We start from the raw sequence: 12,338 nt of genomic DNA, 5'->3' as shown, positions 1-12,338 counted from the left end.
AACAGACCGACGGTGATCTGGGCGGGCGCATGGCAGCGGTGGCCCAGCGGGTGCTGGCGTCGGGAGCAAATCTGCTGCTACTGGGGATGGATTGTCCTGAACTAGAGGTCCACCACCTGCAGACGGCTGCGGTCCAGCTGTCCGGCACCGATGCCGCGCTGATCCCCAGCCTGGATGGGGGCTATGTGCTGCTGGGCCTGCGCCGCTTTCACCCCAACCTGTTTGATGCAGTTCCCTGGAGCACCGCCGCGGTCTGCGCCCTCACCCGCGAGCGGCTGCGCACGCTTGGATGGTCGTGGAACGAGCAGTGCCCCCTGGCCGATCTCGACGAACCTGCCGATCTGGATCGCCTGCCGAAGACAATCCGTGGGCAACTCGGAATCGACCATGTTTCTGGATCATCCGCCACAAGCGGTCGGCCCGGCCCTGCTCAACAGCATCCAGGTGGTGATTCCGGTGCGTGATGAGGAGCAAACGCTCAGCCATGTGGTTGGGCAGCTGCAGGCCCAGGGACTGCGCCGCATCCGTGTGGTGGACAACGGCAGCCGCGATCGCAGCGCCACCATTGCCCGGCACATGGGGGCTGAGGTGCTCAGCGAACCGAGCCCCGGCTACGGGCGGGCCTGCTGGCGGGGCTGCCGCAACCTCGATCCGGCCGTGCGCTGGATTTTGTTCTGCGATGGCGATGGCGGTGATCCGCTCGAGGAGCTGCCCCGCTTCCTGGATCAGCTCAGCGATCACGACTTGCTGCTGGGCGACCGCACCGCCACCGCCGCCGGCCGGTCGGCGCTGACGCCTCTGCAGCGCTGGGGAAACTGGCTGGCCACAACGCTGATCGCCCTGGGCTGGGGATTCCGCTACCGCGATCTGGGCCCTCTGCGGCTGGTGCGGCGCTCGGCGTTCGAGGCCATGGGGATGCGCGACCGCGGGTACGGCTGGACCCTGGAGATGCAGGTGCGGGCCATCGAGCTGGGTCTGCGCGTGCGCGAGATGCCCGTCTCCCATCGGCCCCGCCTGGCCGGCCACTCCAAGATCTCCGGTCGGTGGGGCGCCAGTGTGCGGGCCGGCAGCGTGATTCTCACGACAGTTGGGCGCAGCTGGCTGAGGCGATGGCAGTGACAGCTCCCTCTTCTGGCCGCCTGCGGCTGTCGGCCAGCGCCCTGCTGCTGATCGGCGGGGCGTTGTGGATGGCTCCCCACGGCGACCTGTTCCACCCAGCCCAGCTGTTGCCGTTCTGGGGGGCGGCGGCGGTGATGGGGCTCGGGTTTGCCCTCTCATGGACCATGCCTGCCGTTCCCCGGGCACTCTTCTGGGCCGTGGCGGTGCTGGCGCGGCTGGCGCTGCTGCCGATGGAGCCCGGCGATGACATTTGGCGCTACCTCTGGGAGGGAGGCATCCAGCTGCAGGGATTCAGCCCGTATCACATTCCTCCCGATGCCCCTGCCCTGGAGGCCCTGCGCACGCCCTGGTGGGGGCAGATCAACCACCCAGACACCACGGCGATCTACCCGCCCCTGGCCCAGCTGTTGTTCCGGCTGCATGCTGCCCTGGCCCAGCAGGTGGTGCTGTTCAAGGCGTCCTTCCTGGCCGCCGACCTGGCCATCTGCGGCCTGCTCGCTGCCCGCTTCGGTGCGACCCGCGCGGCGCTCTATGGCTGGAATCCGCTGGTGATCTACAGCGTCAGTGGAGGCGGCCACTACGACAGCTGGTTCCTGCTGCCGCTGGTGGCCGGCTGGCTGCTGGCCGAGCGCGAACCCCCGCCCCAGGGCCCCCGCTTCCAGGCCTGGATCGACCTGCTGCTGGGCCTGAGCGTGGCCCTGAAGTGGATCACCCTGCCGCTGCTGCTCCATCGAGTCTGGAGCCGTTGGCGGCAGCTTCGGCGCCCCGGCCCCGTGGTCGCCGCCGTGCTGCTGGGGCTGGCCCCCCTGCTGCTAGGGGCCCTGGCTTTCTGCCGTGGGCCGGCCTGCCCGTTGCTGCCCACCGGCTCCACATTCATGCGTTACGGCCGCAGTGCCGAGTGGATGCCCCACTGGATCGCCCAGTTCTTGCCCTGGACCCGGCAGATCAACGCTCTACACGGCCTGTTGCTTGTGGTGGTGGTGGTGCTGCTGCTGGCCACCACCGCGCGGTTGGGGGTGTTTGCCTGGCGCTACCTGGTGGCGGTGCTCCTGCTCTCACCGGTGGTGCATGGCTGGTATTTCATCTGGCTCATGCCCTTCGCCGTGCCTAGCCAGAACTGGGGGGCCAGGTTGGTGAGCCTCTCTGCCTTCGTGTACTTCGTTCTCCCCTCGAGGCTGCCCGACTGGCAGCTCACCACAGCGGAGCGCTTGCTTCTGTGGCTGCCCTTGCTTTTCGGTCTGCTGCTCAGTGGCCCGCTGCAGCGCCGCGCGCGAACCGATCCGGCAGTTCAGCGGTAACCCCCGTGTCCGGTTCCGGCTTTCCCTCCATGCTCCCCGCCCGTCACCGAGGCCCGTTGATCCTGCTCTGCGGCGTGTTGCTGCTCGGCATCGCGGGCTGCGACCGAGGGCCCGAGGACTTGCTGGCCCGCTCCACCAGCAGCACCACGGTGGCGTCCTCCACGCCCCAGCTTCCCTTGGATCCAGCTGAGTTCAACGCTGTACTGGCGTGGGTTGTGAATGGCCGCGGCATGGTCAACTATGCGGCCTTGCAGCGGCAACCCGCCCAGCTCGATCGCTACCTCCAGGCGCTGGCCGACCTTTCTCCCGCTCGCTTCGCCTCCTGGTCTGAGGCAGAACAGATCGCCCTGCTGATCAACGCCTACAACGCCCTGACCCTGCGCTCGATCATTGATCACGATCCGATCCGGCCGAGCATCAAGGCGATTCCTGGAGTGTGGAAACTGCGCCGTCACTCGGTGATTGGCCAGCGCCTCACCCTCGATGAGATCGAGCACCGGATTCTGCGGCGCGAGTACAACGAACCCCGCATCCACGCAGCCCTGGTGTGTGCAGCCATCAGCTGCCCGCCGCTGCGGAGCGAGGCCTACACGGGTCCGGAGCTGGACCGGCAGCTGGAGGATCAGACCAACCGCTGGCTGGCCAGCAGCGAGGGTCTGCGGATAGATCGGGAAGCCGGCACGGTGGCCATTTCCTCGATCTTTCAGTGGTTCGCCGAAGATTGGCCGCGTGCTGACCCCAGCGCCACCCCCGTACCTGGCCACAAGAAAGAGAGCGCCGTGCTCCACTTCATCGCGCGCCATCGCCCCGCTGAGGATCGGCCCTTGTTGCTGGGGGGTGACTTCCGCCTTGAATACCTTCCCTACAACTGGTCCCTGAACCGTCAGAGCCCCTGAACGGAGGGGGGATCTGACGGTTCAGGCCAGCTCTGCGGCCAGCAGGGCGCTGATTCGCTGCGCCAGTTCGTCGAAGCAGGCGGAGAAGGCCTGCCGGGCCTGCTCCCCCTCCCCGTGGGCAGCCGGATCGGGCAGACTCCAGTGCAGTGTTTCCGGGCCACCTGGCAGCGGTCCGCAGGTGCTGGCCGCGTGATCGCACACCGTCACCACCAAGTCGAAGGGGGCTTTAGCCGCCTCCAGTACGGCCGGCAGGCTCTTGCTTCTGAACTGACTGGTGTCCACGGGGAGCAGGCTGATCTGCTCGAGGGCCAGTGGGTGCACCCGGCCGGTGGGGGCGCTGCCTGCGCTGGCGACGTCAATGGTTCCCTGGCCCAAGGCCTGGAAGAGGGCCTCAGCCATGATGCTACGCGCGGAATTGCCGGTGCACACCACCAGCACACGTTGGCGGATGTCGGTCATGGCAGGAAAGATGTCAGGTGGACTGTTGGGAGGAATTCCAGTGGGGCCTGTAAGGAGAGACAGGTCAGGGCCGCGAAGGCAGTTTGTGCACTCAGCTCAGCGCTCCACCGCAGCTGGAGCCGGTACCGGCGGTGCAGCCGAAGCAGTGATCGGCGACCGCGATCGGCTCATCCGAGGGGTCGTGTTCCAGCAGCTCCCTCAGATGGCGCCGGGGACTGCCTTCGCCCTCTGACAGACCAATCATCGGCAGACCGAGCATCTGGTTGAAGTCGCAGTCGTAGAGGTAGCCCTGCCAGTCCACGCTGATGGTGGAGCGGCACATCACCTGCTCCAGGTTGGAGGGGTTGTGGCTGGCGCGCAGCAGATCCATGTAGCTCTCCAGCCGGCCCTGCTGGCGCAGCCCGGCCGCGAAGCGCTGGATCGGCATGTTGGTGATCGTGTAAAGCCGGTTGAAATGGATGCCAAAGTGAGCGTGCAGTTCGCGCCTGTAGTCGGCCTCCAGTGCCGCCTGGGGCGGCGGCAGGTTCGGGCCCTGGGGGTTGTAGACCAGATCCAGTTCAAGGGCTGAACCCTCGATGCCGTACCCGAGGGCATTGAGCTGGCGTAGGCCGGCGATGCTGCGGTCGAACACGCCGTCGCCGCGCTGCTGGTCGACATTGGCAGCGCTGTAGCAGGGCAGGGAGGCCACCACTGTGACCCCCTGATCCGCCAGGAACCCGGCCAGATCCTCTTGGCCCGGCTCACTGAGAATGGTGAGATTGCAGCGGTCGATCACCGTTACCCCGAGCTGCCGTGCCTCGCTAACCAGATTGCGGAAGCCGGGATGTAGTTCCGGAGCTCCTCCGGTGAGATCCAGCGCGGTGAGTCCCCGCGCCCGCAGCACCTCCGGCACCAGGGCGATGGTGGTGGCGTCCATCGTCTCGGTGCGGCTGGGCCCGGCATTCACGTGGCAGTGGCTGCAGCTCTGGTTGCAGCGGTAGCCAAGGTTCACCTGCAGGGTGCCGGGCCGGCCCCGGCGCAGGGCGGGGAAGGCCAGTTCAGGAGGGCTGACCGCGATGGCGAGCTCAGACACTGGTGAGTAGCTCGGGGCCATCGGGGGTGCTGCCATCGGGTTGGAGGGGCTCGAGGGTGATACTGAGGGCCTGGGCCTGGCTGGAGGGCTGGGTGGGGATCGGCATCGCCACGCTGCCGTCGGCATTGGGAACGAAGCGCACACATCCCTTCGTTCTGCCGTTCACATTCGCCCACAGGCGGTACACATGGGTGGGCGGCGCCGGCGGCAGCCCACGAACCAGCAGCAGGTTGTGATCCTGGCCCGGGCTAACCACCACTTTTCCGGAGATCCCGGCATGGCCCGAGGTGCCCCGCAGCGCGAGTGTGCGGCTGGCCGTCGCCGGTGTCGCCTGCCGCAGGTTGGTCATCTCCTCGCGCAGCTGCACCACCTGGGTGCCCAGAGCCACGAGGCCGCAGGCCATGGCGGCCATGCCGAGTTGGGCGGGTCGCAACGGCCAGCGCCGGGCCTGCTCCTCGGTCCGCGGCTGATGACGGTTCTGCTCGGATTGCAACAGGCGGCGGCGCAGCCGGGCGGGCGGGGTTGCGTCATTGGGCAGGGCCATGGGCAGCAGCTCCAGGGTCAGCCGCAGTTCATCTAGCTGGCTCTGCAGGTGAGGGTCACTGGCGAGGGTCTTCCGCAGCTCCTGCCGCTCGCCTTCATCAAGGTCGCCGAGCACGTAGCCGGCCATCAGTTCATTGAGCTGGGGATGGGAGTCGTGGCGATCAGGTCGGTTGGGATCAAGGGCGGCCATGGTGATCGGCGGCGGTGGGGGAGGGGGCGAGGGCGTTGAGGGAACTGGAGGAGAAATCCATAAGATGGCCACGCAGGGCAAGCAGGCCCTGGCGGGAGCGTGTCTTCACCGTGCCCAGGGGTATCTGCAGGTGTTCGGCGATCGTCGACTGACTCATGCCCTCGTAGTAGGCCAGTTCCAGTACCTGGCGCTGGTTGGGATGAATGCGGGTCAGGGCGCTGCGCATGCGCTCGGCCAGATCCCCCAGCTCGGCCCAGTCGTGGGCGCTGCGGGTGTGCCCGCCTAGAAGATGGGTAGACCAACGGTGCAGCAGCTGCCAGCGATTGCGTTGCTGGCTGAGGCGGTTGATCGCCATCGAGCGGGTGAGCAGCAGCAGGTAGGCGAGCACCGGCCCGCGGCTGGCGTCGTAGCGCTCTTGGCGCCAGTAGCGCAGGAAAACGTCCTGCAAAAGATCTTCCGCCGCGGCGCTGTCGCGGCAGAGACGCAGAGCCAAGCGGTAGACAGCAGGGCTGTAGGCGTCGTAGAGGCCGGCCAGATCGTCGGGCGGCGGTGGCGAGAGTTTGTAATCGTTGACGACCATGCAGCGAACTGGGATCTGTAGGTTCTACCAGCTGCTTGTGGGATTGGTTTTAAGTCTGTGGCTTCTACCCATCCTGCGATCGGTTGCTGCTTGGGTCACACCTTGATCAGCTTTGCTGGGTGAACAGGGCTATGGGTTTGGATTCATTCTGGAGGGTCGGTGTGCAGTGGCAGCATTGGACGAAAGCAATGTGCTGGCTATGGCCTGCTGTGATCTTGGTGAGGGACTGCGAAATCGATCTCCTAGAAGTCTTTCCCAATCACTGATCATTAGGGATGGTAAGTTTGTACGGCTTAGTTTTTTCTCCCAATTAACTTCTCGCAATTCGGACGAATCTAAGTATCGGCTTTCCGCAGTATTTAACGCTTTTGTTGGTTACTTAGAGATTCATCAGCCTCGGCTTCCATAGGCTTAATCAGCTATTGGACACAGATTCCGGCAGGCCGCGAGCGGACTCAATTTTTAGTTTGCCAGTTGCCCAACTGAATTTGGTGTGTTTTGTAACCGTCCCATGGGACTGAATGGCTGGCCAATCGCATATTGGCAAGGCGCTCGACACCTTGCTGTGTTTGCAGTCTCGATCAATGAGAACGACTCAGGTAGAGGGTGTTTGCTCGCTCTCGCGGACCTCTACTCTAGAGCCTGGGTGTGGGGTGTGCTTAATCCACCTACTCGGGTAGTTAAATCTAGGCCCTGCGAAACTTGGCTTAGAATTTATATTTTAAGTGAGCGCTAGCAGAGGCCGACATGTTGCATATAAATCACCATTTTCCCCCTGCCTCGCCCAGCGCAGCGCTGACTTTCTGATCGCGGTTGTGCGCCCTAGCCGGCAAGCAACCGGCAGGTGAAACTGGATAGTCATCTCACGTGGACTTTCGAGCGATTCAGTCACCTGAGTTGATGGCCGAGCAGTAGCCCGGAGATACCACGATCCGCGCCATGCGCAGACATGGCATCAGCAATGGCAGGCCGTATGACGATATCTGTCACAACGTATTTGCTTAGCGTACCTATCGGTGCGACACGAGTTTGCTGACTTGTGCCAAGGCCCTGTTGCAGATCGTTTCCGATTGGTGGTGAATCGATATAGCAGGCACTGGGATCGTGACGGGCCTATGCGGGAAGTTTCCAACCGCTATCGGGAGGATCATGGAGTAATAACCCCGGCCGCGCCAAGCTGGGCAGCCTGGCGAGCAAAACCCTTCGATCTGATGGGATTTGGTCGATCACTGAGGTCATCGCTGTCCTCGCTTACGTCATCAATGGACTGCTAAACAGGCAGGTAAGGTAAAGCCCCTATAATTACTTGTAATAGGCCTTGGATTTATTGTATTATTGAGAGACAATGTTATAGGCTGAATATATCTTAGTAAGTCTAGCCGCTCCCTTGTTGTATCTTCATGCGGTGTAATCGTGATGGTTGTCCAAAGAGCTCACTTGCGTGATCCGGTCGTTTCGGATCTGGGAATTTTGCTTTGGCTTGCTGTGGCATGCAGGTGACGTTGCGGCAGATGCGGGAGGGCTTTGTGTGCCTGATTCATATCGACTATGCTCCCATCGCGGCTGTTGCTGATCACGAGTATATGCTCTAAAGGGTGTAGTCCCTCCCGGCTTTGATGGATCTCACTTTTTTGACTGCATTCAATTGCGAATGCTTTTTGATAGGATTTTGGCCTCATAAGCTTAAATTGATCAAGTCGCGACTGAATTATTTCGCTTATGGATATCCTCGGCCTCTTCGGCTTAAGTGCGGATTCACTTATGATAGGTGTGTAGCAATTGCCTGTGTACGCTCAAGGCTAAATAGCTAATAGCCCATTTGGTCAATAGTGCGGATGTTGCATCGTCTTTGATGAGTTTGGAATTTTGCTTAGTTACCCATGGCTGGATCTATAAATATAAGTACATCTAATGCCCGGAGCGGCTGAAAATTGAATGTTGCCGGACTCTAGGTTCTTGGGCTTAACATTCTAGGTATATCTATGTTTCCTATTGTAGCAAGTTGCGATAAATCGCGGCCAAATACAAATCTTGGAGGATTTTGGAGCGTCACCGCTGGAGATGGAGTAGTACGTCAAATTGCTTGGGGCTAGATCGATGAATTGCCACTTTTAGTGGATCTGGCAATGCTAAATCTGTATGATAGTAGATCGCATTAAGCACTCAGGGGTAGTGCTAATGCGATCTTGGCCTAATAATATAAATTGTATGGTGGGACTCTTATCAACTCCACAGGCTGGAGACTTCTTTGAAGACAGCGCTGCCTATTGCTTGGCCTAGTTGGAGTCCCTGTTCATTGCCATCATCAAAGTGGATTCCCCCATAAATCCTTGAAATGCCAGATTCTTTCCAGGCATCTTCCCATGTATCCCACTTGAGCCTAACAGGAATATTCTTATTTTTTTCAATTAGGGAAGTTGTCTTGACTGACGCTCCAAATTTTTCACTTCCAGTTATTTCCTCAATAAATTTTCCGGCTGCCGAAGAGAAAGTACTATGCCCAGATACGAACTCTGAAAAAGGTGGGGAGTAGCCGCTTCCAGGCGTTTGGTATGTGACCCAGTCTTTTCCATTAATCTCTTTGGTCTTTTGGGCATCACGAGAATAGGCATCAAATACGTATTGGCCAGTGATATCATCTTTTTCCCCAAGAAGTCCAAGCCTGCTGAGCTCCCTAATGGCTGTCAGGGGACGCGTGTAGTCAGTTTCAGTCTTTAAGCCCCATGCGGCAACGGAAGCACTGAGGAGAGATTGACCAATGCCAAAAAATAGTTTTGCGTCGTCAGCAAGATTATTGTCGAACTTTTCTGAAGCATATTTTCCAAACTCCATCCATGAACCTGGTGGAAACCCTGTGCCAGCACCATCCTCCCAGAATTCAGCAATGAGTTTTTGCTTGGGATTGAGATTTGCACTGGCTTCGACTACCCGTTCGGCTTGATTGATGAATTCAGGATTGATCCACTTCCCTACCAAGTCTTTCGAGATCTTTTTGGTTTTGTCCCCAACAGTGATCTTGCCTTTGTCGAGGTTGACATCGGCATCCTTGATTAACAGAAAAGGTTCGGGATCCTTAAGGTCGGCTTTGAGGTTTTCTAGCTCGTTTTTGCCAAGAATCTGACTTACTTCCCCCCATTGCGGAGTGAGAAACTGCTGCAAGCCACTAGTAGGAACATCTCCAACATTAAACTCGGGCGTCCAGCTGTCTAGGCTTTCGATATCGTTGGGGCCTGAGTTTGTTGGCAAAAAGTTTGAAGTATCAGACGCGCCATCATTTTTGTAGGATTTTGCAATTGCAGAGGCAACTTTTTGACTAATCTTAGACGCTAAATCGTTAGCTTTGGCTCCAAGATCTCTGAAATTTTTGCTAGCTACATCCTCAAAAATGGCTTTGGCGCCAGGGGCCTCATTGCGCATAGCCTTAACTGTCGAGTCAAGGACCACATTGTTAATGAAATCTCGCTTGTACTCCTTGCTCCTTCCCTTCAGGAAGGCCTCGGCCGTTCTCTCAGCTGAGTTGATCAGCGAAGTAAGAGAGCTCTTCTTAAGGCTTGAATTAAATGAATCCTCAAAGATCTGATAAGATTCGTAGAGAGCGCTGCCCATAAGGCCATAAAAGCGAGCTGCAATGGTTGGCCCGAACCTTCCATTAATCAACACTGACTTGCTTTCTACAGCATCTGTAGCAGCCCCTGCGAGTTTAAAGGCAAGAGTTGTTGATCCGTCTGTTGACCGCGCTTCTGTGTTTAGGGTGGCTGCGTCGGGATTGGCGCGAACTAGAACGGGCTTGCCCAAATTAATAGGTTGAAAAAGTCTTTACATATTAACTGTACTGCGGAATTCACCCCTTCCCGCTCATTTCTCTTTTGGCTGAGGATATCTGGTTTAAAAGTTAATAGAAAACTTCTTTGGTGAGAAGAGCTTTCTGTTGGCTCTTGAGTCCTTTGTGTGGCTTCCCTTACTTCATTGGAGGGCCTTGCCTCTCTTTTGCTCGATGACTGGCTGCGCTCCAGGGCTATGACGCTTGATCGAGGGTTGTTGGGTTTTGCTTGCTGTTGGTCGCGGATGGGGCGGAAGGGCGGGGCCTGCCACGATGCAGGCCTCAGTGATGGACTGTCTTGCTTGAGACGTCTGGATTAATTGGCTGCGCAACAGCTTTTGGCTTTTCCGGCACATCCGCCACTCGGCTTGGCTGCACAGCAACCTTTTTGAGTGCCTGAGCCGCATCCTCCCATCATCAGTTCTTGCTTGGCGCCACAGGCACCCTTGGGGCCGCATGAGCCTGCATATGCTGGCAACCCGACCGCTGCTGCGGAGATCGCGACAGCTCCAAGAGCAGTACGAAGGCGGCTGGAAAGTGAAGGCATGACAAATGAGAAAAGACATACTTATTACCGGTTCAGAGGTGAACTGGTTTTCGTGGGGTCCTCGGACCGAGCTCGAACCGTGACAGGCTGATTAGGAAAATGTGAGTTGGTGGCTGGAGGCTGGCGTTTAGGGCGTGCAGTACTAGGGGCTCAGGTGGCTATTGCGCATAGGCCAGCAGCCGGCTTGCTGGAGTAGGGGGGGGCCTAGAGCTGACGCAGATTTGTGGAAGCTTCCAGCTCCAGGAGGCTCCGATTTGGTGTGCGCAACCGTGCTGGTGCAGCTTGGGGTGGAGAGTTGAAGGCTCGTCGGCGAAGGCGTCGAGCTTGAGGGTGAGTGGAACTTGGCTGGGTAGGTGGGTCCAGGGGGTAGCGCTCTACTTGAGCTCGACGCCCTGCTCACCGTTACACGTAGTATGGTTAAGATTTGCTTTTGGCCTAGCGGCTCGCTAGTAGGCCAGTGCAGAGAAGATGAGAGAAGCCAGTCTCTCATCTCAGCCGCAGGCCCTCGATGCCCTGCCAGCCCAGATAGATCGCCAGGGCCACGCTCACCAGGCCCACCAGCAGGTCGCCCTTGGCGAACAGCCACTGCTTGCCCCGCTCCAGCAGGGGCAGCACGCGCTCTGGGCCGGCCAGCAGCAGGGCCAGCAGCGGCAGCAGCAGCAGGCTGGCGCTCACCAAGCTGAATGCCCCAGTGGCCAGCAGCTCCTGGCCGCGGCCTAGCCCCGCTGACAGCAGGCTGCTGGCGGACTTGGCAAACAGAAATAGATCGTCGGGGCTGGCCACCTGCAAGCCGGCACTGATGGCCAGCAGCAGCGGCAGGGGCAGGGCACAGAACTGATCGAGGCGGCGCGTCCAGCCCGGCGGCCCCGCACCCTCTTCATTTTTATTCAGCAGCTCCTTCGCCCCCAGCCCCAGCAGGGCGCCGGCGGCCAGCAGGTCGAGGCCGGTGAGGTGGACGCTGCCCTTGTCCATGCTCAGCAGCAGGCCGTGGCCCACCGTGAGCAGCAGGGTTACGGCCAGGGCGGCGGTGACCAGCCAGCCCGCCACAAACAGCCCGCCGCGCTGCAGGGGTTTGGGGCCGAGCAGCAGCAGCAGCAGCAGGCCGATGTGCAGCGGCGAAAAGCCGATCGCCAATCCAAAAGCTGCTAGCTCGCCGAGCAGGTTGGTACTCATGGTGGGGTCGTTATCGGGGCATTCCAGCGCACGATCGTGCGCCGTTCCCGCTCGTGGCCGAGCACCGACAGCGTGGCCGTATTCAGGTTGAACAGGGCCCCGCCTGCAGCACCCAGCCCCAGCCAGCTGCCCGCCAAGCTGCGCAAAATATGGCCGTGGGCTACCAGGGCAACGGCGCCCAGCTCGGCCTGGGAGGCCACCAGGGATTCGGCTAGGGCGATCACCCGCCGGCAGCGCTGCTCCACTTCCAGGCAGCTTTCACCGTCTGGGCAGCCGTGGCTCCATACGGTCCAGTCGGGCACCTGGGCGCGGATCTCGGCGGTGCTGATGCCCTCGTAGCGGCCGTAGTCCCACTCCTGCAGGTCGGGGCAGATCTGGGCGCCCTCCCCCAGGCCCGCCAGCTCGGCGGTGCGCCGGGCCCGTTGCAGCGGACTCACCAGCACCGCCGCAAAGCGCTGGCTTGCCAGCCCTGGCGCTAAGGCCCGGGCCTGCGCCTCGCCCTCCGGCAGCAGGGGCAGGTCGGTGCGGCCGGTGTGGCGCCCGTCGCGGGCCCAGCTGGTCATCCCATGGCGCAGAAGCCACAGTTCGAGCTGGGGAGGCGTGCTGAATGTTTCGGGCAGCTTGCCCAGCAGCTGAGCCAT

The 12,338-nt window shown here is 60.5% G+C and carries 10 protein-coding genes and 1 pseudogene; 4 read left to right on the top strand and 7 right to left on the bottom strand.

Features of this window, described 5'->3' with window-relative positions; all coding sequences use genetic code 11:
* Positions 1 to 11: 11 nt before the first annotated feature.
* The 4 genes and pseudogenes from KBY75_RS02345 to KBY75_RS02330 form a co-directional block, all read left to right on the top strand.
* Positions 12 to 464, top strand: a pseudogene (locus KBY75_RS02345) (DUF2064 domain-containing protein); the annotation flags it as partial.
* Complete coding sequence (locus KBY75_RS02340) at positions 388 to 1,119, top strand: glycosyltransferase family 2 protein (RefSeq protein WP_255022813.1); 732 nt, start codon at positions 388 to 390, stop codon at positions 1,117 to 1,119. The pseudogene KBY75_RS02345 and the gene KBY75_RS02340, both read left to right, overlap by 77 nt.
* Positions 1,110 to 2,417 carry a hypothetical protein gene (locus KBY75_RS02335; protein WP_255022812.1) on the top strand — a complete coding sequence of 436 codons (1,308 nt, stop codon included), beginning with the start codon at positions 1,110 to 1,112 and terminating at the stop codon, positions 2,415 to 2,417. Before KBY75_RS02340 ends, KBY75_RS02335 begins: the two co-directional genes overlap by 10 nt.
* A 29-nt stretch (positions 2,418 to 2,446) precedes the next feature.
* The gene (locus KBY75_RS02330; RefSeq protein ID WP_254936014.1) at positions 2,447 to 3,313 is read left to right on the top strand and encodes a DUF547 domain-containing protein; all 867 of its coding nucleotides are present in this window, start codon (positions 2,447 to 2,449) and stop codon (positions 3,311 to 3,313) included.
* A 21-nt stretch (positions 3,314 to 3,334) separates the two neighbouring features.
* Here the strand turns inward: KBY75_RS02330 and KBY75_RS02325 are convergent, their stop codons facing one another.
* The 7 genes from KBY75_RS02325 to KBY75_RS02295 all read right to left on the bottom strand — a co-directional run bounded on the left by KBY75_RS02325 (position 3,335) and on the right by KBY75_RS02295 (position 12,338).
* Positions 3,335 to 3,772: an arsenate reductase ArsC gene (locus KBY75_RS02325; RefSeq protein ID WP_254936015.1), complete on the bottom strand. Its 438-nt coding sequence runs from the start codon at positions 3,770 to 3,772 to the stop codon at positions 3,335 to 3,337.
* A 91-nt stretch (positions 3,773 to 3,863) separates the two neighbouring features.
* The gene (gene arsS, locus KBY75_RS02320) at positions 3,864 to 4,865 is read right to left on the bottom strand and encodes an arsenosugar biosynthesis radical SAM (seleno)protein ArsS (protein ID WP_396097852.1); all 1,002 of its coding nucleotides are present in this window, start codon (positions 4,863 to 4,865) and stop codon (positions 3,864 to 3,866) included.
* A complete protein-coding gene (locus tag KBY75_RS02315; RefSeq protein ID WP_255022810.1) occupies positions 4,837 to 5,577 on the bottom strand; it encodes an anti-sigma factor domain-containing protein in 741 nt (246 codons plus the stop codon). Before KBY75_RS02315 ends, arsS begins: the two co-directional genes overlap by 29 nt.
* Positions 5,564 to 6,157 (bottom strand): sigma-70 family RNA polymerase sigma factor, encoded by a 594-nt coding sequence (locus tag KBY75_RS02310; RefSeq protein ID WP_255022809.1) that lies wholly within the window; start codon positions 6,155 to 6,157, stop codon positions 5,564 to 5,566. Before KBY75_RS02310 ends, KBY75_RS02315 begins: the two co-directional genes overlap by 14 nt.
* A gap of 2,223 nt (positions 6,158 to 8,380) precedes the next feature.
* A complete protein-coding gene (locus tag KBY75_RS02305; RefSeq protein ID WP_255022808.1) occupies positions 8,381 to 9,952 on the bottom strand; it encodes a vanadium-dependent haloperoxidase in 1,572 nt (523 codons plus the stop codon).
* Between the two features lie 1,058 nt (positions 9,953 to 11,010).
* Positions 11,011 to 11,697 (bottom strand): GAP family protein, encoded by a 687-nt coding sequence (locus tag KBY75_RS02300; RefSeq protein WP_255022807.1) that lies wholly within the window; start codon positions 11,695 to 11,697, stop codon positions 11,011 to 11,013.
* Complete coding sequence (locus tag KBY75_RS02295) at positions 11,694 to 12,338, bottom strand: histidine phosphatase family protein (protein WP_255022806.1); 645 nt, start codon at positions 12,336 to 12,338, stop codon at positions 11,694 to 11,696. The genes KBY75_RS02300 and KBY75_RS02295 overlap by 4 nt, the downstream gene beginning before the upstream one ends.

It is taken from the genome of Cyanobium sp. T1G-Tous, assembly GCF_024345455.1.
Classification (GTDB): Bacteria; Cyanobacteriota; Cyanobacteriia; order PCC-6307; family Cyanobiaceae; genus Cyanobium_A.
Note: the sequence above shows the minus strand (reverse complement) of the source record. Positions and strands in the feature narration are given on the sequence as shown.